The following is a 21,343-nucleotide window of genomic DNA, read 5'->3' as shown; positions in this document are numbered from 1 at the left end:
GCGGCAACTCTGCGGGGTCCAGATCAGGGATGAGATATCATCGACCGATCACTACCGTATGACATCATAATGTGCATCGCCTGACGGATTGTAAAGCCTCAGGCCAGCAGCATCACCAGCATCCAGAGCCCCATCCCGGCCATCATCACGTTCTCGGTCAGCGAGATGAAGCCCAGCGGCACGTTGCTGTCGGCGCCGACGCAGGCGCATTTCAACTCGCGCTTGTCGATATAGACCGCCTTGATCACCGAAATCGCGCCCACCGTACCGATGAAGAGCGCCAGCGGCGCTGAGAACCAGGTCAGCAGCAGCGCCGTCATCAGCACCCCCGCGATCCCTTCGGCCCAGGGGTAGATATAGGCATAGGGCACCCATTTCTGCGCCAGCAGGTCGTAGTTGAGAAAGCCGTTCGAGAACCCCTCGACATCCTGCAGCTTCTGCAGCGCCAGAAGGCACATCGCCACCGAGACGAACCAGCCGATGGTCTGGCCGGTGAAGAAGGTGCCGAGCGCCACCCATGTGATCGCCACGGCGATGGCGAAGGCCATGCCGAAGATCGCGATCACCGGGCGATAGGTCGTACCCTCGGGCTTGGCGGGCGCCATGTCAAAATGCGCCCTGAGGTCGTCGTAGCCGCCGATCCGCTTGCCGTCGATGAAGGTCTGCGGCGTGGTCTTCACCTCGTGCTCGCGCTTGAAGGCTTCGGTCGCCTCGCGCGTGGTGAGTTCGTGATCCTCGACCGCATAGCCGTTCTTCTTGAGCAGCCAGAGAGATTTCTGGCCAAAGGGGCACTGATGCTTGGGCATCGACATACGATAGAGTTGGGCGGTCTTCATGGGCCGGTCCTCCGTCATGCGGTTGACCGGCCAACGCACCTATACCCCCTCGGGGTTCCATCCAGAGAGGGCGCTGTGGGGATCTCAGGAGATCACAACGCGTCGAGCAGAGCCCGCGTCGGCCAGGCATCCGCCGGTAGGCCGAGGCGGATCTGTTCGGCCTGCACCGCCTCGCGGGTCTTCTCGCCGAGGATGCCATCTGCGCCGCCGACGTCATGGCCGCGTGCCTGAAGGCGCTCCTGCAGGCGCACCATCTCCTCGCCCGAGAGGCCCGGCGCGGGATTGCCCGCATCATAGACCGGTGCGCCCTCCAGCCGGGTCGCGAAATAGGCGGCGGTGGTGACGTAGACGAGGCTCTGGTTCCATTCGAAATAGACGTCGAAATTCGGATAGGCGAGGAAGGCCGGACCGCCGCGTCCCATCGGCAGCAGCACCGAGGCGGGCAGGCTGTCGGCGCCGAGATCGCCCGAGCGTGGGGTAACGCCGAGCGCCTTCCATTCGGCTACGGTCATCTTGTGGTCGAGCCCGGTGAGCGTCAGGTCGATCCCCTGCGGCAGGGCGATTTCTTGCAGCCACGGCTCGTTCGGCCGCCAGCCCAGGGATGACAGCATCTTGCCACCCGACAGCAGCGCGTCCGAGGGCGAGCCCTTGAGGTCGACGCGGCCGTCGCCATCGCCGTCCATGCCGTTTTCGAGAATGTCGGCCGGCAGCATCTGCACCTGCCCGATCTCCCCGGCCCAGGCGCCGGTGGTCGTGGCGGGGTCCATGCCGCCTTGGGCATAAAGTTCGATCGCGGCGAGAAGCTGCGGGCGGAACAGCTCGGGGCGGCGGCAGTCATGCGCCAGCGTCGCCAGCGCGTTGGCGGTGTTGAAGTCGCCTTGCACCGCGCCGTAATCGGTCTCGAAGGCCCAGAAGGCCAGCAGCACGCCGCGCGGCACGCCATAATCTGCCTCGATCCGGTCGAAGACGGCGTCGTATTTGTCGGCATTGGCGCGGCCGTTCGCGATCCGGTTCTCGGAGATCAGCCGGCGCGAGAAATCGATGAAGTCGCGCTGGAAGACGCCCTGCGCCCGGTCGGCGCGCAGCACGGCATCGTCGGGGCGCACGCTCGAGAAGAAGGCATTCACCGTCTGCGGGGCGTGGCCCAGCGCGGCGGCCTCGGACTTCACCCCGTCGACCCAGGCGCCGAAATCGCCGCCGCATGGCGGCTTGGGGCCGGTCGAGTCCTGGGCCTGCGCATAGGCGGGCAGAGCGGCGAGGATCAGCGGAGCGAGGAGACGGGCCTTGGGGCGCATGGGCGATTGTCCTGTCTGTTGCGGGTCGCGGCGGAGCCTGCCAGCGACACCCGCAAGGGGCAACTCACGTCCACGCCAGCACCAGCACCACGCAAAGACCCGCCGCCCAGGCCTTCCACAGCATCGCGCAGGCGGCCTCGATGGCGGCCGGGCCGATCTCGCGGAAGCCCTGCGGGTGAACCCATGGGTAGTCGCGCATTTCGCCGTGATAGGCGCGTGGCCCCGACAGCGCGACATCGAGCGCGCGTGCCATCGCCGCCTCGGGCCAGCCGGCATTGGGCGAGCGGTGCAGCCGCGCTTCGGCGGCGATCTCGCGCCATGGGCCGGGGCGGCCCGCGACGAGCCAGATCAGCAGCGCGGTCAGGCGCGCGGGGATCCAGTTCATCAGGTCGTCGAGCCTGGCGCTGGCCCAGCCGAAGCCCTCGTGGCGCGGCGTGCGGTAGCCGATCATCGAATCGGCGGTGTTGACGATCTTGTAGACCAGCAGTCCCGGCAGACCGCCCAGCAGGAACCAGAAGGCGGGCGCGGTGACGCCGTCCGACAGGTTCTCGGCGGCGCTCTCGATCGCGGCGCGGGCCACCGCCGGTTCGTTCATCGCGGCGGTGTCGCGCCCGACGATCATCGACACCGCGCGCCGACCCTCGGCGAGGGAATGGCGCAGTCCCCGTGCCACGGCGCGGACGTGATCGACGAGGCTGCGCTGGGCGAGCAGGACCGCCGCGACCAGCACCTCGACGAAGGGGCCCGGCATCGCGGCCAGCGCTTCGCCCAGCGAAAAGGCCGTGAAGACCAGCGCCGCGCAGGCCAGCACGCCCCGGCCGCGCGCCGGGCCGCCGGTATTGAGGATCTTGTCGAACCAGCCCACCGCCCAGCCCATCAGCACCGCCGGGTGCGGCACGCGGCGCCAGATCTCCTCGGGCTCGCCGAACAGCGCGTCGAGCACCATGGCGATGGCGAGCCAGAGGCTCAAAGCGCCGCCTCGATCTGCCCCCAGCGATCGGGCGCGGGCAGGCCGAGCCGCAGATGCGTGTCGGACCACGGAAAGATCCGGCTCCAGACATGGCCCTGCGCCAGCCGTTCCTGCCACGCCTTCGCGTCGTCGACCTCGTAGAGGCGGAACAGATCCGTACCGCCGGAGGCCCGCGCGCCCCGCGTCGTCATCAGCGCGTCGAGCCGCGCCGCGTCGGAGGCCAGCCGTTCGCGGGTCGCCTTGGCCCAGCTGCGATCCTCGAGCGCCCGGGCACCGATGGTCAGCGCCGGGCCCGAGACCGGCCAGGGGCCAAGGCTCTCCGCCAGCGCCTCGATCAGCGCCGGCTCGGCGATCGCGAAGCCGAGCCGGAGACCGGCGAGGCCCCAGAACTTGCCGAAGCTCTTCAGCACGACGGTGCCGGGCCGTCCGGCCAGCGCCACCAGCGAGGCGTCGGGGCGGATGTCGCAGAAGCTCTCGTCGATGACGGCGAAGGGCGCGGTGATCTCCGAGGCCTGCCAGAGACGCCCGTCGGGATTGTTGGGGTGCACCGCGACCTGCGCCTTGGCCTGTCGCGTGGTGATCTTCCACCCGGCGGCGGCGAAGGCGGCCTCGTGCTCGTTATAGGTCGGCCCCGGAATCCGAACCGCGCCGGTCGGAGCGAGACGCGGCAGCCGGGCGATCAGCGCAGAGGCGCCCGGCGCGGCAAGGATCGCCGCGGTCTCGGGCACCTGCCAGAACCGCCTCGCGGCGGCGGTCAGCCGGTCGTGCGCGGCCCGGTCGGGCAGCGCCGTCCAGGCGTCGAAGGGCAAGACTCCCACCGGGTAAGGGACCGGGTTGATGCCGGTCGACAGGTCCAGCCAGCCGTCGCGCGTGCCGCCATGCCGCGCGATTGCGGCATCCAGGCCGCCACCATGGTCGCGCCCGTTCATTCCGCCTCCGGCAGGGGCGGGTGGCGGGTGACGAAATGACCCTTCACCGCCTGCGGCCAGCTTCGGTAGGGCACCTGCCCTGTCGCGCTTTCACCATGCAGCACCGCCCAGTCGACGATCCCGCGCGCGGCTTCGGCTGAGGGTTCGAACCGGCCCAGCGTGTAGTTCAGCTTGCCCGCCGCCTGCACCGCGACGTTGCAGCCCTGCTGGCAGCCCATCAGGCAGGAGACGCGCCGCGTGCGCACCGGCATGCCGTCGGCCGCAGTCTCGACGAGCGCCGCGAGACGCTCGCCATCGGTCATGCCCGAGGCCTCGTCCCAGCCCTCGCGCTTGCAGGTGTCGCAGATGGTGATCCAGGTGGTGGGGTTTTGCGTGCTCATGCGCCCGCTTCAAACCGAAAACCGCCCCGTCCACAAGCGCGACGGGGCGGCCGGTCGCGCGGTGTCAGGCCGCGTTGCGCGTCGAAACTTCGTCCCGCCCATGCGGGGCCGTCAGGTCGAGGTCGGGCCCGATCGGCACGATGCGGTGCGGATTGATGGTCTCATGGCTGTAATGGTAGTGTCGCATGATGTGATCGAAGTGCACCGTCTGCGCCACGCCCGGCCATTGGTAGAGCTCGCGCGTGTAGCCCCACAGATGCGGATATTCGATCAGCTTGGCACGGTTGCACTTGAAGTGCCCGTGATAGACCGCGTCGAAGCGGATCAGCGTGGTGAACAGACGCCAATCTGCCTCGGTGATCCGGTCCCCCATCAGGTAGTGGCTGCCGGTCAGTCGCGCCTCGAGCCAGTCGAGGCTGTCAAACAGCTCGGTGACAGCCTCGTCATAGGCCTCCTGGGTGGTCGCGAAGCCCGCCTTGTAGACCCCGTTGTTGACGGTGTCGTAGATGCGCGCGTTCACGCCTTCGATTTCGTCGCGCAGTTCCGCGGGCCAATAATCGTCGCGATTGCCGGTGATCCCGTCGAAGGCCGAGTTGAACATGCGGATGATCTCGGCGCTCTCGTTCGACACGATGGTGCCGCGCGTCTTGTCCCACAGCACCGGCACAGTGACCCGGCCCGAGATGTTCGGATCGGCCCGAGTGTAGATGTCGCGCAGATAGGGCAGATCGAACAGCCGGTCGCCGGTGGCGCCGTCGAAATCGGTCCGAAACTCCCAGCCGTCGGACAGCATGTCGGGATGCACGACGCTCACGCCGATATGGTCGTCGAGGCCCTTGAGCGCGCGGAAGATCAACGTCCGATGCGCCCAGGGGCAGGCATAGGAGACATACAGGTGATAGCGGCCGCTCTCGGCCGGAAACCTGCCTTCCCCCGTCGAACCGGGAGCGCCGTCCGGGGTGATCCAGTTGCGGAACGTCGTCGTCGTGCGCTCGAACTTTCCGCCGGTCGATTTGGTGTCGTACCAGCCATCCTGCCACGCGCCGTTCTGCAAGCGTCCCATACGATGATCCTCGTTTTGCTGTCGGTCGGATCCGAGATAGGTCGTCTTATCGGGTCGGGGCAGGGGAGTGAGCGAACAGAGCCTGTGCACGGCGTGGCCGTGTTTGTCGGGAACTGCCGGGAGCAGGCTAAAGCCGACAGGTGGAACGTCGTCGCTATTGGGGCCCGTTGAAACGGTCGTTCCTAGTAGATGGTGCCTCGGCGAAAAGGGGAGGCAGCCCAACGAAAGGGCATTTGGCCTCACGTTGTGTGACATTTTTGCAGCCCCATAGGGCATGGCGTGAACGCTGCTTTCCGCAGCGTTAATTTCAATTGACGGCACGGCAATAAGGTTCATATCCCGGGCTTGAGAACCGGCGCATCGCGGCGCTGTTGCAAATTTGTCCCGGTCGCCGAGCTTTGGTCGCGGGGGCGGACCGGAATTGCGAAGACCGCGTTCACCGAGCATGGAACCCGCAGCGGACCCGGCCGGCGGCCGGAATCTGGAACCGAAAGGACTCTCGAAATGAACGCCACTTACAAACTGCTGATGGCCACCACCATCCTGGGCCTCGTCGGCACTGCATCGGCCGCTCAGACCTTTGAAGACCGCGAAGGCGACTTCATCGAGCGCGTTGATCAGATCGACGACCAGTTCGAAGATCTGGACGAAGACGTCGAGGACATCGAGGAAGGTCTTGCCGGCCCCGGCACGTCCTTCGGCAATGCCGGCCGCCAGCTGGGTTTCAGCGGCTCGGTCGCCGCTTCGGGCAACGCCACCTCGGGCAACTCCGACAGCGCCACCATCTCGGTCGGCACCCGTCTGGGCTTCTTCGACGGCGTCAACGGCCATGACTTCCGCCTGACCTACCTCTATGCCGAGGACGAGGGCGAGGAAGACAACAACCGCCTGCTCGCGGCCTATGACTACACTCGCGACTTCTCGACCAACTTCTACGGCTACGCCAACACCGCCGTGGCCTATGACAACGAGGACGACCGCGAGACTGACGCCTATGCCAGCGTCGGCGTCGGCTACCGTGTGTTCAACACCCCCGACGTGCAGTGGTCGATCCAGGCTGGCCCGGCTTACCGCTACATCGAGGAGAGCAACGGCGACACTACCGAAGAGGCGGCGCTGGCGATCGGTTCGAACTACTACAACCGCATCAGCGAGAACCTGACCATCTCGAACGAGACGGACGTCATCGCCTCCGACAGCGACACCTACGTGCTCAACGACGCGGCGCTGACCTCGCGCGTCAGCGACCAGCTCGCGCTGCGCACCAACCTGGTCACCGAGTACCACTCCGATCCGGTCGGCACGAACGACGAGTTCGACAACACCTTCGGCGTGTCGGTGGTCTACAACTTCAACTGATCTCCCTCGATCGGTTGCATTCCGGAAGGGGAGGCGGGGCAACCCGTCTCCCCTTTTCGCATCTGCGCACCAGATACTGGCGAAGTTGCTATTTGATGACGGGGCCAAGAGCGGTCAGTCTGGCCCGGAAACAGGACGGAGGACCCCATGCGCCGATTGTTGACGAGCACCGCGCTGATACTCTGGGCCGGCGCCGGATGGGCGCAGGACGCGGCCCTGCTGCTCGGAACCGAACGCTACGAGACGCTGGGGCGGATGCCGCGCGGCACGGAGATGCTCGAAGCCGGCGAGGCGCTGCGGGGCCTAGGCTTCGAGGTGTTCTCGCTGCCCAATGGCCGCGCCGACAGCACGGCGGAGACGGCGCGCGATTGGCTGGAGCAGGTGCCCGAGGCGAACCGGCTGGTGGTGGCGCTGTCGGGACGATTTGCCACCGACGGTGCGCGCAGCTGGTTCCTCACCGCCGAGGCCGAGGCGCCGGGGCTGCTGACGCCGGGTGCCGCCGCGCTGCCGGTCGAGGGCGTGCTGCGGGCGCTGGCCGAGGCGCCGGGGCGGTCGCTGCTGCTGATCGCGATCGAGCCGGACAGCTCGAACAGCTTCGACCCCTGGGTCGGCGAAGGACTGGGCGCGCTCGAAATTCCGCAGGGCGTGACCGTGCTGACCGGCAGCCCGCGCGCCGTGGCGCGTTTCATGACGGGGCCGATGGTCGAGCCGCGCGCCGATCTGAGCGCCGCGATCCGGGCTGCCGACGGCATCACCGCGCAGGGCTACCTGCCGCGGGCGCGGGTCTTCATGCCGGAGCGGGCCGAGACCCCGGCGGCGCCGACGGGCTCGACCGCCGACCCAGCCGCCGAGGAGGCGCTCTGGCGTGGCACCGTCGCGCTGGGCACGATCGATGCCTATCGCGACTATCTCGCGCGCTATCCGCGCGGCGCGCATGCCGAGGCCGCCGAAACCGCGATTGCCGAGATCATCGCCGAGCCCAACCGCGACGCGCGGCTGGCCGAAGAGGCGATCGGGCTGAGCCGTGACCAGCGCCGCGACATCCAGCGCAGCCTGAGCCTGCTCGATTTCAACACCCGCGGCATCGACGGCATCTTCGGTCCGGGCACCCGCCAGGCGATCACCAATTGGCAGCAGCAGAACGGCTTCCCGCAGACCTCCTATCTCACCCCCGAGCAGATCAGCCGGATCGACGCGCAGGCCGCGCGCCGCGCCGCCGAGCTCGAGGCCGAAGCCGAGCGGCAGCGCCAGCAGGCGGAACGCGCCGACCGGTCGTTCTGGGAGGAGACCGGCGCGCGTGGCGACGAGCCGGGGCTCCGGGCCTATCTCGACCGCTATCCCGACGGGCTCTTCGCCGAGACCGCCGCCGACCGGCTGACGTTGATCGAGGAGGAGAAGCGGCAGGCGGCGCAGGCCGAGGATCGGGCCGCATGGGACCGGGCCCGCGGCGCGGACACGATCGAGGCCTATCGCGATTATCAGCGCGCCTTCCCGGAAGGCAGCTTCAGCGCCGAGGCCGAGGCAAGGGTCGCAGCGCTGACCGAGGAGCGGGCGCAGAGCGAGAACCGGGCCGCCGCAGAGGCGGTCGAGCGCGAGCTTGGGCTCAATGCGCTGACTGCGCGGCTGGTCGAACAGCGGCTCGACGCGCAAGGGCTGGAGCCGGGCACCGTCGACGGCGAGTTCGACCAGTCGACCCGCCGCGCGATTCGTCGCTACCAGCGCGATCATGGGCTGGAGGCCTCGGGCTTTCTCGACGAGGCGACGGTGGTACGGCTCCTGGCGGATTCGCTGGGCGACATCCTGCCGCGCTGAGCAGTTCCGCCCCGCGCCCTTTCGGGGGCGCGGGGCATTGAGGCGTGCAAGGTCAGCTGCAAACGAAAAGGCCGTCTCCTTTCGGAGACGGCCCTTGTTCCCTCGTCCCACCCTTGCGGGCAGGGCGGCCTGCTTCAGCCCTGACGGGCCTTGAAGCGGCGCTGCGTCTTGTTGATGACGTAGACGCGGCCCTTGCGGCGCACGACGCGGCAATCGCGATGGCGCTGCTTGAGCGAACGAAGCGAGTTGGCGACCTTCATGACGCTCTCTCTCCTTGTCGCGGCGCGGCGATTGCGCCGTGGTTGCAAAATTCGACCCCCGAAATCGGGGGCCGGCGAAATCCGTGGTGGGCGGTACAAGGTTCGAACTTGTGACCCCTACGATGTCAACGTAGTGCTCTACCGCTGAGCTAACCGCCCTCTGCCGGTGCCGTCCGTAGCGCCCGTGGCGCCCCGTCCGTCGTCGGTGAGCGGTGCTATACGGGGAACGGCGGACGGGTTCAAGGGGTTTCGACCCGAGAAGTTTGCACGCTATTCTTGCCCTTGGGGAATCCGGAGTTGATGCGCATGGCCGCCTTCGAACTGTTCCGACCGGCCGCGCATACCAGCTGTGTCGTCTTCGCTTCGCCGCATTCGGGGCGTGACTATCCGCAGGCCCTGCTGGAGCGCAGCGCGCTCGACGCGCGCCAGATCCGCTCCTCCGAGGATGCTTTCGTCGATCAGCTTTTCTCGGCCGCGCCGGAGCATGGTGCCCCGCTCCTTGCCGCGCGGTTGCCGCGGGCCTGGGTCGACCTCAACCGCGCCGCCGACGAGCTCGACCCCGCATTGATAGAGAACGTGGCACGGCGCGCGCACAATCCGCGTGTGGCCAGCGGACTGGGCGTGATTCCCCGCGTCGTCGCCGGCGGGCGGCCGATCTATTCCGGCAAGATCGGGCTCGAGGAGGCGCGGTCGCGCCTCGACCAGTGCTGGACGCCATACCACACGGCGCTGCAGACGCTTCTCGACGAGGCGCAGGCACGATTCGGAGAATCGATCCTGATCGATTGCCATTCGATGCCGCACGAGGCGATCGAGCTGGCCGGCGGTCGGGGCGCGGCGCGGCCGCACGTGGTGCTAGGCGACCGATACGGCGCGGCGGCGGCGCCACGGGTGATGGCGCGGATCGAGGCCGCATTCACCGATGCCGGGCTGCGGGTCGCGCGCAACACGCCTTTCGCCGGCGCTTATGTCACACAGGCTTACGGCCGCCCGGCCCGGCGCCAGCACGCGGTGCAGATCGAGATCGACCGCGCGCTCTACATGGACGAGAAGCGGGTCGCCCCGCATGAGGGATTCGAGGCCTTCCGCACGAGGCTCGCCGGCGTCATTGCCGAGATCGCCGCGATCGGCCGCGAGGAGGCGGGGCGACTCGCTGCTGAGTAGCGACGCGGAACCGGGCAGGCAGGGCGCCGGTTGATCCGGCGACTCGCCCGGAGGTCCGCACTTGCCCCTGATTCCCACGGAGCTGCAGCCCCTTGTGGCGCTCCTGTTGCTCGGCCTGCTGTTCGTGGCCTTTCTGCTCGAACGCCATCCCCCCGACGTCACCGCCGCCGGTGCTGCGGCTCTGTTCGTGCTCTTGGGGCTGACGCCGCCGGACCGGGTGCTCGAGGTGTTCTCGAACCCGGCGCCGATCACCATCGCCGCAATGTTCGTCATTTCCGGCGCGCTGGTGCGGACCGGGTTGCTCGACGCGCTCGCGGCGATCGTGATCGCCCGCGCGGAGGCACGGCCGCTTCTGGCGCTGATCGTGTTTCTTGGGGTCACCTTGCTGGCTTCGGGGATCGTCAACAACACGCCTGTGGTGCTGATCCTGATCCCGGTCATCATCCGGCTGGCCCGCAGTCTCGGCATGGCCGAGACGCGGCTGCTGATCCCTCTCTCCTATGCCGCGGTGCTGGGCGGGACGCTGACTTTGATCGGCAGCTCGACCAACATCCTCGTCGCCGGGGTCGCCGCCGAGCGCGGGCTCGCGCCCTTCGGCATCTTCGAGATCGCGCCGGTCGGCCTTGCGGTGGCGGCGGTGGGTGGCGTCGCGTTGGCGGTGCTGGGGCCGTGGCTCCTCCCGGATCGCCGGGCACGGGGCGAGGCGGGGGCCTCCGAGGCGGTGTTCCTGACCGAGATCCGGCTCGACGAAGGGTTCGCCGGTCTCGGGCGGCCACTGGCCGAGGCGGCGGATCTGAACCGGCCCGGCATCCGCATCACCGCCCTGCGCGAAGGCAAGCGGTTGCGGCGCAGCGAACTCGACAGCCATGTACTGGCGGCGGGCGATTTGCTGGTGGCGCAGGCCACCACGTCGGAGATCCTGACCCTGCGCGCGCTACCGGGCCTGTCGGTAGGCCTGCGGCGCGGCACCGGCGCTCGCGGCCGCGAGGAGGATCTGGTCGTGGCCGAGGCCATGGTGACGCCCACGCATGGCAGCCCGCGCGATACCGTTTCGCAGCTCTCGGTCGGCTATCGTTACGGGCTCAGGGTGCTGGGGGCGCATCGACAGGGCCACGTGGCAGGGCCGGATCTCGGATCGGCGCGGCTGCGCCCGGCCGACAAGCTGCTGCTGGAGGGCACGCCCGAAGGTTTCGACCGGCTGGCGCAGGGGCAGGAGCTGGTCTCCGTCACCCGCCCCTCCGGCCGGGCCTATCGCCGCAGGCGGGCGCCTCTGGCATTGCTGGCGCTGCTGATGGTGGTCGGTCTCGCCGCGCTCGAAGTGGCACCGATCGCGCTCCTGGCGCTGGGCGCCGTGGCGGCGATCCTGCTGTTCCGATGCATCGACAATGACGAGGCCTGGGGTTCGATCAACGCGGGCATCCTGGTGCTGATCCTTGCCATGCTGGTGGTCGGTATCGGATTGGAGGAGACCGGCACCGTCACTTTGATCGTCGACTGGCTGACGCCCTGGCTCGAAGGGCTGCCGCCGATCGCGCTGCTCGCCGCGCTCTATGCTTTGACCTCGATCCTGACCGAGACGGTGACCAACAACGCCGTGGCGGTGGTGGTGACGCCGATCGCCGTGGCGCTGGGCGAGGCCACGGGCGTCGACCCGCGGGCGCTGGTCGTGGCGGTGATGATGGGGGCCTCGGCCAGTTTCGCCACGCCGGTGGGCTACCAGACCAACACGCTGGTCTATGGCGCCGGGGAGTACCGCTTCACCGATTTCCTAAAGATCGGCGTGCCGATGAACCTGATCGTCGGGGTCGCGGCGGTGCTGGTGATCCCGCTGGTGTTTCCACTCACCCCCGGCTGAGACGAAAGTTGATTTTGACGAACGGGCGAATCCCCTGAGACTGCGGACATGACCCGTTTGTTGTTTCTCTTGTGTTTCTGCGCCGCGCTCGGTGCTTTGCCCATGGCGGCGCAGGAGGCGGTGGTCCCCGCATCCGACCGCCGCTGTGTGCCCGACGGTCCCTGCATCGCACTCGACAGCTACATTCCCGATGTCTGCGCCGCCATCGAGACGCTGGCCGGCAAGCACGCGCTCGATGTCGGCTTCTTCGCGCGCCTGCTCTGGCGCGAAAGCCTGTTCGACGCCGGTGCGGTGAGCCCGGCGGGCGCGCTGGGAATCGCGCAGTTCATGCCCGGCACGGCCAAGCTGCGCGGCCTCGCCGATCCCTTCGACCCGGCGCAGGCGCTGGCAGCTTCGGCAGCCTATCTGGCCGAGCTTTCTGAGCGCTACGGCTCGCTCGGCCTCGCCGCCGTAGCCTACAACGCCGGCGAGGCGCGGGCCGAGGCGTTCCTGGCCGGCAATGACTGGCTGCCCGCCGAGACCGAGGCCTATGTGCAGGCGATCACCGGTCTGGCGGCGCTCAATTGGCGCGACGCGCCGCCCGCGACGGTCGATCTGGCACTGGCGCCCGGGCCGTTCGGCCCGGCCTGCATGGAGCAAGCCAAGGGGCGCAGCATCGCGCAGTTCCGGGTGACGGTGCCGATCCTGCCCTGGGGCGTGATCCTCGCCTCCGCGCCGGGGCGCGGCGCGGTCGAAAAGCGTGTGGCGCAGATCAAGCGGCTGGCAGGGGGCGTGATCGGTGGCGAACAGGTGGCCTATACGCGGTCGCGGCTGCCGGGCCAGCCGGCGCGGCGGCACGTCGCCCAGATCGGCCGCGAGAGCCGGGCAGGGGCCGAGGCGCTCTGCGAGAAACTGCGTGCCGCCGGCGCCGCCTGCATGGTGCTCAAGAACTAGCGCAGGGCGCGGCCCTTCAGGATCGCATCGGCGCCGAACCGGGCGCGGATCGCGTCCGCCGCCCGCTCGGCGCGTTCGCGGGCGGCCCGGCCCGGGTCGAGCAGGTCGGTCTCGGGCATGGCGGTGGCTGCCTCGGACAGTTCGGACAGCCCAACCCCCAGAAGCCGGTAGGCGCCGCTCTCGCCGCGCGCGTCGAACAGCCCGCGGGCAGTGCGGTAGAGCGTATCGGCGGTCTGCGTCGGTGCCCTGAGCGACACCCGCCGGGTCAGCAAGGTATGGTCGGCCCGCTTGAGCTTGAGCGTGACCACCCGGCCGACGAGATCGCGCGCCTTGGCGCGGGAGGCGACCTTTTCGGCCATGCGCCAGACATGCCCGTCGAGGATCTCCGGATCGCCGGTATCCGAATCGAAGGTGGTCTCGTTCGAGATCGACCTCACCGCTTCGCGCGGGTTGACGCGACGCCGGTCCTCGCCGCGCGCGAGGTGCCAGATCCGTTCTCCCAGCCCGCCGAAGCGGCGCACGAGATCCGACAGCTCCCAGCGTAGCACGTCCTCGAAAGTCCGGATGCCGACCGCGTCGAGGCTGGCCTGCGCCGCCGGCCCGACGCCCCAGATCAGCCCGATCGGCTTGGGGCGCAGGAGGTCGACGGTCTCCGCCTTGCCGATCACCGAGAAGCCGCGCGGCTTGTCGAAATCGCTGGCCATCTTTGCGAGGAACTTGTTGTGCGACAGGCCGATCGAGCCGGTGAGGCCCAACTCGTCCTGCATGCGTCGTGTCAGCCGTGCCAGCATCACCGCGGGCGGTGCGCCGTGCAGCCGCTCTGTGCCGGTGAAATCCATGAAGGCCTCGTCGAGCGAGAGCGGCTCGATCGCCGGGGTCATCTCCTCCATCATCGCGCGGATCGCTCGGCTGGCCTCGCTATAGGCTTCGAACCGCGGCTTCACGACCACGGCGTCGGGACAGAGCCTGAGTGCCTGGAACATCGGCATGGCCGATTTCACGCCGCGAATCCGCGCGAGGTAGCAGGCGGTCGAGACGACGCCGCGGCGGCCGCCGCCGACGATCACCGGCTTGTCGACGAGATCGGGGTTGTCGCGCTTTTCGACGCTGGCGAAGAAGGCGTCGCAATCCATGTGGGCGATGGAGAGCGTGTACAGCTCCGGATGAGAGGTGACGCGCGGGCTGCGGCAGGCGGGACAGCGCGTCCCCGCCTCGAAGGCATGACAACAGGCGCGGCAGAGGGACGGCATGGGGGCATCATACAGCTCTGATCGGCGGGGCGAAAGCTTCGACGGGGCGAAGGCCGCGCTGTTCATCGGTGATCGGCTGCTGGTGATCCGGCGCGACGACCGGCCGGACATTCCCTATCCCGGGGCGCTGGATTTTCCGGGCGGCGGTCGGGAGGGTCGCGAAACGCCCGAACAGACACTGGCACGCGAGATGCATGAAGAGGTCGGTCTCGACATGGGAGAGGCCGCGCTGCTCTGGCAGCGGCCATTCGACAGCGCCACTAGGCCCGGGCGGGTGTGGTTCTTCGTGATGCGGATGCAGGCCGAGGCGGAGGCTCGAATCGTCTTCGGCGACGAGGGGCAGGGATGGTCGCTGATGCCACCCGCCCGCTTCCTCGCCGCGACCGATGCGGTGCCGTCGCTTCAGGCGCGGCTGCGGCTCTGGATGGCAGGTCCCGACGCGCCAGAGCTGCCCTGAAACCGGGCACGCCTTCGCCAGCCTGTGCGATACGCAAGCAGTCGCGCAAACCGTACACGAACGTATGCAAAGGGGCTGGCGGAACAGCTTGGGCTGCGTTAAGTTTCCGATAGGAAACGGTCCTGCCGGGAGAGAGTGGGACGGTCCGCCGCCGAAGGAGCAGTCGCGCGCCCCGCGATCTCTCAGGCAAAAGGACCGGGAGGGCCGCATAACATCCGGAGAGAGGCCGCAAGGCCCGCCGAAGGGGAAAGTGGAGATCCGCATGATGCGGGCGGCCACGAAGCTCTCAGGCACCAAGGACGGAAGGGGCGCGTTGGAGCAGGCATCATGCCGCATTACGCCGTTCTCGGCGCCGGAATCACCGGCGTCACCACTGCCTATTCGCTTCTGAAGCGCGGTCACGACGTCACCATCTACGACCGGCAGCGCTATGCCGCGATGGAGACGAGCTTTGCCAATGGCGGCCAACTCTCGGCCTCGAACGCCGAGGTCTGGAACCGCTGGGCCACGGTGCTCAAGGGCACCAAATGGCTGCTGAAGCCCGACGCCCCGCTTTCGGTGAACCCCAAGCCGTCCTGGCACAAGATGAGCTGGATGGCCGAGTTCCTGTGGAACATCCGCAACTACGAGGCCAACACGGTCGAGACCACGCGGCTGGCGATCACCGCGCGTGAAGGTCTGCGCGAGATGGCCGCGACGGCCGGGGTCGATTTCGACTTCTCGTCGGCCTCGATCGTGCATTTCTACCAGACGCAGAAAGACCTCGCTGACGGGCGGCGGGTGAACCGGCTTCTGGCGCAGGGTGGGCTGCACCGCGAGGAGCTGTCGCCCGAGGAGGTGCGCGCGCGTGTGCCGCAGCTCCACGGGCCGCTGACGGGCGGTTTCGTCACCAGCTGTGATTCCACCGGCGACATCCACAAGTTCACCACCGGCCTCGCCGATTGGCTGCTGGGGCAGGGGGTGCGGTTTCGCATGGGCACCGAGATCACCGACGTCGCCGCCGATGATGATGGCGTGCGGGTGACGGCGGGCGATACCGAGCGTTTCGACGGGGTGGTGGTCTGCGCCGGCGTCGGTTCGCGCGGCATCGCGGCCAAGCTCGGCGATCGGGTCAACGTCTACCCGGTGAAGGGCTACTCGATCACGGTGATGCTGAGAGACGCCGCTAGTCAGGAGGCGGCACCGCAGGTCTCACTGCTGGACGACAAGGCGAAGATCGTCACTTCGCGGCTCGGCGTCGACCGGTTCCGCGTCGCCGGTACTGCCGAATTCAACGGCTTCAACCGCGACATCCGGGCCGACCGGGTCCGTCCGCTGGTCGATTGGGTGGCGCGGCTCTTTCCAGGCGTGTCGACCGAGCATTGCGTGCCTTGGGCCGGGCTGCGGCCGATGATGCCGAACATGATGCCCAAGGTCGGCGCCGGCCGGCACCCCCGCGTGTTCTACAACACCGGCCACGGTCATCTGGGCTGGACCCTGTCCGGCGCCACTGCCGAGATGCTGGGCGAGGCGGTGGGCGAAGGTCCGGCGCGACGCCTCTGGAGCGCGGAGCTGCCGAAAGCCGCCTGAGGCGCTCAGGCGCACAAAAAAGGCCCGCCTGAACAGGCGGGCCTTGTCACTGGAACGTAGCGAAAATCTCAGAGATGCGACCAGAGCGACGCGCCGCTGTCGGACATACGCATCGCATGACGGGTCAGCCCGGCGCGCACATGCCCGGCATCCATGTCGATCGGTCCGGCCACCTGGCACGGGTAGCGATAGGTGGTGCCGTTGCGGTCGACATCCACGCGGGCCTCGAAGGCACCGATCTGGGCGTTGTAGCGCACGTCGCCAAGTCTGATGGTCTGCATTCGAAGTCTCCGCTGCTCGGTTATTCTGCAGGGTCAACCGCCAAAACGCGATTTCGGTTCCCTGTGGCAGCGAAGACTCTTCGATTCATTTGTTGAGGAAATAGAGTCCCCTAGACGTTGGGGGTGCGCGCCTGGGGTGACACCATCTCTTGCAGAATGGTCTGCGCGGCCTGACGCGGATTCTCCGCCTGCCAGATCGGGCGACCGACCACGACATGGTCGGCTCCGGCCGCGATCGCCTGCGCCGGGGTCATGACCCGCTTCTGATCCCCCAGATCGGCCCCGGCCGGGCGCACGCCCGGCGTGACGATGAGCTTGCCCGCCGCCTCCGGCAGAGCCCGGATCATCGCCGCTTCCTGCGGGCTGGCGATCACCCCGTCGGCGCCCGCCGCCAGCGCCCGGCCCGCGCGTTCGACCACCATCTCGGCGATGTCGCCCGCGCGCATCATCCCCTCGTCGAGGTCGGCCCGGTCGAGCGATGTCAGGATGGTGACGGCGAGGATCTTGAGATCCTTGCCGCCGGCCCCCTCGCGCGCGGCGCGCACCACGTGCGGATCGCCATGCACGGTCAGGAAATCGAGGTCGAACTGCGCCAGCCCGCGCACCGCCGCCTCGACCGTGGCGCCGATGTCGAAGAGCTTCATGTCGAGGAAGATCCGCTTGCCGTGCTCGTCCTTGAGCTCGCGCGCCAGCGCCAGCCCGCCGCCGGTCAGCATGCCGAGGCCGATCTTGTAGAAGGAAACCGTGTCGCCGAGCTTTTCTGCCAGCTCGAGCCCGGAAAGCGCGTCGGGGCGGTCGATGGCGACGATCAGGCGGTCATCTGCGGCGAGGGCGGTCATGGCGGGATCTCCGGGAACAGGGGTGGGTGGCTTTTGGCGCGGCGCGCGCGGGCGCGTCAAGCACGCGGGCGGGAACGCGGCGGCCAAAGCGGCGTTGCGCCTGCAACACGGGCCGCATGGGCGGCCAGACCAAGGAGACCGACATGGCCCACAAGCCCCGCAGTTCCCGCCGCGCCCTGCTTTACGTGATGATCCCGATGGGCTTCATCCTCTTCGTCATCTTTCTGGTCGTCGGCGGCTGGTTCCGCGCCGAGGAGGCCGAGGAGTTCGATACCGCGCCGCTGGAGATGCCCAGCCAGTCGCCCGACACGGTGGGCGAGACCGGCGATGCCGAGCCCGACGACGCGATCATCGACGATGCTTTGACCGATGCGGCCGAGCCGCAGACCCCGGACGACAACGTGCGCCCGAGCGTGGCCGACAGCGACAGCGACAGCCTCGGCGAGCCCGAGTTCGACAATGTCGACGATGATGGCGGGCTCGACCCGGTGCCGCCGGCGGAGTGATCGACGCAAGTCATTGACAACAGGGCCATCGGCGGTCGAGCCGATGGCCCTTTTTGCGACTGTGATACTTGCGCAACTGGCCCCCGCCACCCATTTTTCCTCCCAAGGCCCGACAGGGGTGCGCCGCTAGAGCGGGCGCCCGAGCACGGGCGCTTTGACAAGGAGAGACAGATGAACCTCGAAAAGTTCACCGAACGCTCGCGCGGCTTCATCCAGGCCGCGCAGACGATCGCGATGCGCGAGAGCCACCAGCGGCTCTCGCCCGAGCACCTTCTGAAGGCGCTGATGGATGACGAGCAGGGGCTCGCGGCCAACCTGATCGCCAATGCGGGCGGCGACGCGGTCCGCGTGCGCGAGGCCGTCAATGCCGCCGTGGCCAAGCTGCCCAAGGTGTCGGGCGATGCCGGGCAGACCTATCTCGACCAGAGCACAGGTCGCGTGCTCGACGAGGCCGAGCAGATCGCCAAGAAGGCGGGCGACAGTTTCGTGCCGGCCGAACGGATCCTGATGGCGCTCGCCATGGTGAAATCGAAGGCCAAGGAAGCACTCGACGCCGGCAAGGTCAGCGCGCAGTCGCTCAACGCCGCGATCAATGCCGTGCGCAAGGGCCGTACCGCCGACAGCGCCAACGCCGAAGAGGGCTACGAGGCGCTCAAGAAATACGCGCGCGACCTGACCGAGGCCGCCGAGCAGGGCAAGATCGACCCGATCATCGGCCGCGACGAGGAGATTCGCCGCGCCATGCAGGTGCTGTCGCGCCGCACCAAGAACAACCCGGTTCTGATCGGCGAGCCCGGCGTCGGCAAGACCGCGATCGCCGAGGGTCTGGCGCTGCGCATCGTCGATGGCGACGTGCCCGAATCCCTGCGCAACAAGCGGCTGATGGCGCTCGACATGGGCGCGCTGATCGCCGGTGCGAAGTATCGCGGCGAGTTCGAGGAGCGGCTGAAGGCGGTGCTGAAGGAGATCGAGGCCGCCGCCGGCGAGATCATCCTGTTCATCGACGAGATGCACACGCTGGTCGGCGCGGGCAAATCCGACGGCGCGATGGACGCGGCCAACCTAATCAAGCCGGCGCTGGCGCGCGGCGAGCTGCACTGCGTCGGCGCGACCACGCTCGACGAGTACCGGAAATATGTCGAGAAGGACGCGGCGCTGGCCCGGCGGTTCCAGCCGCTGATGGTCGAGGAGCCGACGGTCGAAGACACGATTTCGATCCTGCGCGGCATCCGCGAGAAGTACGAGCTGCATCACGGTGTGCGGATCTCCGACTCGGCCCTCGTGGCGGCGGCGCAGCTTTCGCACCGCTACATCACCGACCGCTTCCTGCCCGACAAGGCGATCGACCTCGTCGACGAGGCCGCGAGCCGTCTGCGCATGGAGGTGGACAGCAAGCCCGAGGAGCTCGACGCGCTCGACCGTTCGATCCTGCAGATGCAGATCGAGGCCGAGGCGCTGCGCCGCGAGGATGACGAGGCTTCCAAGGAGCGTCTCGCCAAGCTCGAGGAAGAGCTGGGCGCCCTGCGTGAGAAGGCGGATGCGATGACCGCCAAGTGGCAGGCCGAGCGCGACAAGCTCGAGGGCGCGCGCACGCTCAAGGAGCGGCTCGACCGGGCCCGTGCCGAACTCGACATCGCCAAGCGCGAGGGCAATCTCGCCAAGGCGGGCGAGCTGTCCTACGGCGTGATCCCGCAACTCGAGCGCGAACTCAAGGCGGCCGAGGAATCCGACGACCCGCTGATGGTCGAGGAAGCGGTGCGGCCGGAGCAGATCGCCGAGGTGGTGGAGCGCTGGACCGGCATCCCGACCTCGAAGATGCTCGAGGGCGAGCGCGAGAAGCTGCTACGCATGGAAGAGGAGCTGGGTCGTCGCGTGATCGGCCAGCACCAGGCCGTGCGGGCGGTGGCGAACGCCGTGCGGCGCGCGCGGGCCGGGCTCAACGACGAGAACCGTCCATTGGGCTCGTTCCTGTTCCTCGGGCCGACCGGCGTCGGCAAGACCGAGCTCACCAAAGCCGTGGCCGAGTATCTCTTCGATGACGATCAGGCGATGGTGCGCATCGACATGTCGGAGTTCATGGAGAAGCACGCGGTCGCCCGTCTGATAGGCGCGCCTCCGGGCTATGTCGGCTATGACGAGGGCGGCGTGCTGACCGAAGCGGTGCGGCGCAGGCCCTACCAGGTGATCCTCTTCGACGAGGTCGAGAAGGCGCATCCGGACGTGTTCAACGTGCTGTTGCAGGTGCTCGATGACGGTGTGCTGACCGACGGCCAGGGCCGGACGGTCGACTTCAAGCAGACGTTGATCGTGCTGACCTCCAACCTCGGCGCGCAGGCGCTGAGCCAGCTGCCTGACGGCGCCGATGCGGGACGTGCCAAGCGCGACGTGATGGATGCGGTGCGGGCACATTTCCGGCCCGAGTTCCTCAACCGCCTCGACGAGACGATCATCTTCGACCGGCTCGGGCGCGACGACATGGCTGGCATCGTCGAGATCCAGCTCGCGCGGCTGGAGAAGCGCCTGGCCAACCGCAACATCGCGCTGCTGCTCGACGATCCTGCCAAGAAGTGGCTGGCCGACGAGGGCTACGACCCGGTCTTCGGGGCGCGACCGCTCAAGCGGGTGATCCAGCGGGCGCTGCAGGACCAGCTGGCCGAGATGATCCTCGCCGGCGACATTCGCGACGGCCAGGAGGTGCATGTCAGCGCCGGGGCCGACGGGCTGATCGTCGGCGACCGGGTCTCGGGCAGCAACCGGCCCAAGCCCGAGGGCGCGGTGTTGCACTGAGCGCACGTAGCAACATGCAAGCACGTTCCGGCCCCGGCGGAGAGATCCGCCGGGGCCGGTTTAGGTTACAGAGCGTCAACGCATCGTGACGCCTGAAACATGGTGTCCGCGGCTAACGTGTCTAAATCAGGCACGTACGCAAGGAGACACGCATGGCCCATCGCTGGACGAATGATCTGACCCGAACCGACGTCACCCCGCGTGGTCTGTTCATGAACCGTCGCCAGATCATTCAGGCCGGCGGTGCACTGGGCCTGGCGGGTCTCGGCGGCCAGGCTGCCGCGCAGGACGCGCCGGAGCCCAACTCCTTCGAGGAGATCACCAGCTACAACAACTACTATGAGTTCGGCACCGGCAAGACCGACCCGGCCAAGAATGCAGATGCGCTCGACACCTCCGACTGGACGGTGACGGTGGACGGGCTGGTCGACAATCCCGGCACCTATCCCCTGGCCGAGCTGATCGATGGTCTGACGGTCGAGGAGCGGATCTATCGTCTGCGCTGCGTCGAGGCCTGGTCGATGGTGGTGCCGTGGCAGGGGATCGAGCTCAAGGATATTCTCGACCGGGCCGGCGTGCAGTCGAACGCGCGCTACGTCGCCTTCGAGACCGCGGTGCAGCCCGAGAACATGCCCGGCGTCCGTCGCGGCGTGCTCGACTTCCCCTATGTTGAGGGGCTGCGGCTCGACGAGGCGATGCACCCGCTCACCATTATGGCGACCGGCCTCTACGACCAGCCGATGCCCAATCAGAACGGCGCGCCGATCCGTCTGGTGGTGCCGTGGAAATATGGCTTCA

At 68.2% G+C, this 21,343-nt stretch carries 20 protein-coding genes, 1 tRNA gene and 1 riboswitch (1 of these 22 running past the window's edge); of the genes, 10 read left to right on the top strand and 11 right to left on the bottom strand.

The genetic code is table 11. The features are described from left to right. Positions 1–98: 98 nt before the first annotated feature. The 6 genes from T8T21_RS10155 to T8T21_RS10130 all read right to left on the bottom strand — a co-directional run bounded on the left by T8T21_RS10155 (position 99) and on the right by T8T21_RS10130 (position 5,473). Positions 99–836, bottom strand: a complete 738-nt coding sequence (locus T8T21_RS10155; protein ID WP_322335503.1) for a glutaredoxin — start codon at positions 834–836, stop codon at positions 99–101. 92 nt (positions 837–928) lie between these two features. Beyond that, positions 929–2,131: a lytic murein transglycosylase gene (locus T8T21_RS10150; protein ID WP_322335502.1), complete on the bottom strand. Its 1,203-nt coding sequence runs from the start codon at positions 2,129–2,131 to the stop codon at positions 929–931. Between the two features lie 64 nt (positions 2,132–2,195). Beyond that, the gene (gene cbiB / locus T8T21_RS10145; protein ID WP_322337482.1) at positions 2,196–3,077 is read right to left on the bottom strand and encodes an adenosylcobinamide-phosphate synthase CbiB; all 882 of its coding nucleotides are present in this window, start codon (positions 3,075–3,077) and stop codon (positions 2,196–2,198) included. Between the two features lie 20 nt (positions 3,078–3,097). After that, a complete protein-coding gene (locus tag T8T21_RS10140) occupies positions 3,098–4,030 on the bottom strand; it encodes a threonine-phosphate decarboxylase (RefSeq protein ID WP_322335501.1) in 933 nt (310 codons plus the stop codon). Beyond that, positions 4,027–4,410 (bottom strand): DUF1636 domain-containing protein, encoded by a 384-nt coding sequence (locus tag T8T21_RS10135; RefSeq protein WP_322335500.1) that lies wholly within the window; start codon positions 4,408–4,410, stop codon positions 4,027–4,029. The genes T8T21_RS10140 and T8T21_RS10135 overlap by 4 nt, the downstream gene beginning before the upstream one ends. A 64-nt stretch (positions 4,411–4,474) precedes the next feature. Then, complete coding sequence (locus T8T21_RS10130) at positions 4,475–5,473, bottom strand: glutathione S-transferase family protein (protein WP_322335499.1); 999 nt, start codon at positions 5,471–5,473, stop codon at positions 4,475–4,477. A 504-nt stretch (positions 5,474–5,977) separates the two neighbouring features. Between T8T21_RS10130 and T8T21_RS10125 the strand changes: the two genes are divergently transcribed. Both T8T21_RS10125 and T8T21_RS10120 read left to right on the top strand, forming a co-directional pair. Further along, positions 5,978–6,832, top strand: coding sequence for a DUF481 domain-containing protein (locus tag T8T21_RS10125; RefSeq protein WP_322335498.1), 855 nt, complete (start codon positions 5,978–5,980; stop codon positions 6,830–6,832). A gap of 147 nt (positions 6,833–6,979) precedes the next feature. Further along, on the top strand, positions 6,980–8,644 hold the full coding sequence (locus tag T8T21_RS10120; protein ID WP_322335497.1) for a peptidoglycan-binding domain-containing protein: 1,665 nt from the start codon (positions 6,980–6,982) through the stop codon (positions 8,642–8,644). Positions 8,645–8,778: 134 nt separating this feature from the next. Here the strand turns inward: T8T21_RS10120 and ykgO are convergent, their stop codons facing one another. Continuing rightward, positions 8,779–8,904 (bottom strand): type B 50S ribosomal protein L36, encoded by a 126-nt coding sequence (gene ykgO / locus T8T21_RS10115; RefSeq protein ID WP_008884645.1) that lies wholly within the window; start codon positions 8,902–8,904, stop codon positions 8,779–8,781. A gap of 84 nt (positions 8,905–8,988) precedes the next feature. Further along, a tRNA-Val gene (locus T8T21_RS10110) sits at positions 8,989–9,063 on the bottom strand. A gap of 141 nt (positions 9,064–9,204) precedes the next feature. On the opposite strand from T8T21_RS10110, the gene T8T21_RS10105 reads away from it, so the two are divergent. The 3 genes from T8T21_RS10105 to T8T21_RS10095 all read left to right on the top strand — a co-directional run bounded on the left by T8T21_RS10105 (position 9,205) and on the right by T8T21_RS10095 (position 12,856). Then, positions 9,205–10,068, top strand: a complete 864-nt coding sequence (locus tag T8T21_RS10105) for an N-formylglutamate amidohydrolase (protein WP_183470739.1) — start codon at positions 9,205–9,207, stop codon at positions 10,066–10,068. 61 nt (positions 10,069–10,129) lie between these two features. Then, a complete protein-coding gene (locus T8T21_RS10100; protein ID WP_322335496.1) occupies positions 10,130–11,923 on the top strand; it encodes an SLC13 family permease in 1,794 nt (597 codons plus the stop codon). A 48-nt stretch (positions 11,924–11,971) separates the two neighbouring features. Further along, on the top strand, positions 11,972–12,856 hold the full coding sequence (locus T8T21_RS10095; RefSeq protein ID WP_322335495.1) for a lytic transglycosylase domain-containing protein: 885 nt from the start codon (positions 11,972–11,974) through the stop codon (positions 12,854–12,856). Here the strand turns inward: T8T21_RS10095 and T8T21_RS10090 are convergent. Further along, positions 12,853–14,106 (bottom strand): DNA polymerase IV, encoded by a 1,254-nt coding sequence (locus T8T21_RS10090; RefSeq protein WP_322335494.1) that lies wholly within the window; start codon positions 14,104–14,106, stop codon positions 12,853–12,855. The two genes, T8T21_RS10095 and T8T21_RS10090, sit on opposite strands and share 4 nt — an antisense overlap. Here T8T21_RS10090 and T8T21_RS10085 point away from each other — a divergent pair. Together T8T21_RS10085 and T8T21_RS10080 are read left to right on the top strand one after the other, a co-directional pair. Beyond that, the gene (locus tag T8T21_RS10085) at positions 14,105–14,563 is read left to right on the top strand and encodes an NUDIX hydrolase (protein ID WP_322335493.1); all 459 of its coding nucleotides are present in this window, start codon (positions 14,105–14,107) and stop codon (positions 14,561–14,563) included. The two genes, T8T21_RS10090 and T8T21_RS10085, sit on opposite strands and share 2 nt — an antisense overlap. Before the next feature lie 116 nt (positions 14,564–14,679). Continuing rightward, a riboswitch (glycine riboswitch) is annotated at positions 14,680–14,771 on the top strand. A 119-nt stretch (positions 14,772–14,890) separates the two neighbouring features. Further along, a complete protein-coding gene (locus T8T21_RS10080; RefSeq protein WP_322335492.1) occupies positions 14,891–16,132 on the top strand; it encodes a D-amino acid dehydrogenase in 1,242 nt (413 codons plus the stop codon). 68 nt (positions 16,133–16,200) lie between these two features. Here the strand turns inward: T8T21_RS10080 and T8T21_RS10075 are convergent, their stop codons facing one another. Beyond that, positions 16,201–16,413 (bottom strand): orotidine 5'-phosphate decarboxylase, encoded by a 213-nt coding sequence (locus T8T21_RS10075; protein ID WP_085895433.1) that lies wholly within the window; start codon positions 16,411–16,413, stop codon positions 16,201–16,203. Positions 16,414–16,523: 110 nt separating this feature from the next. Further along, positions 16,524–17,252, bottom strand: a complete 729-nt coding sequence (gene pyrF / locus T8T21_RS10070) for an orotidine-5'-phosphate decarboxylase (protein ID WP_322335491.1) — start codon at positions 17,250–17,252, stop codon at positions 16,524–16,526. A gap of 143 nt (positions 17,253–17,395) precedes the next feature. Here pyrF and T8T21_RS10065 point away from each other — a divergent pair, with 143 nt between their 5' ends. From T8T21_RS10065 to msrP, 3 genes are all read left to right on the top strand, one after another. Beyond that, complete coding sequence (locus T8T21_RS10065) at positions 17,396–17,758, top strand: hypothetical protein (protein ID WP_322335490.1); 363 nt, start codon at positions 17,396–17,398, stop codon at positions 17,756–17,758. 171 nt (positions 17,759–17,929) lie between these two features. Beyond that, complete coding sequence (clpB, locus tag T8T21_RS10060) at positions 17,930–20,545, top strand: ATP-dependent chaperone ClpB (protein ID WP_322335489.1); 2,616 nt, start codon at positions 17,930–17,932, stop codon at positions 20,543–20,545. Positions 20,546–20,697: 152 nt separating this feature from the next. Next, positions 20,698–21,343 carry the 5' portion of a protein-methionine-sulfoxide reductase catalytic subunit MsrP gene (gene msrP, locus T8T21_RS10055; protein WP_322335488.1) on the top strand. The gene runs 254 nt beyond the window's last position, so only the first 646 of its 900 coding nucleotides appear in the window; it begins with the start codon at positions 20,698–20,700; the stop codon falls past the right edge of the window.

It is taken from the genome of Limimaricola variabilis, from assembly GCF_034371605.1.
GTDB classification, from domain to species: Bacteria; Pseudomonadota; Alphaproteobacteria; order Rhodobacterales; family Rhodobacteraceae; genus Limimaricola; species Limimaricola variabilis.
The sequence above is the reverse complement of the archived record's forward strand: the minus strand, read 5'-3'. Positions and strand labels throughout refer to the sequence as shown.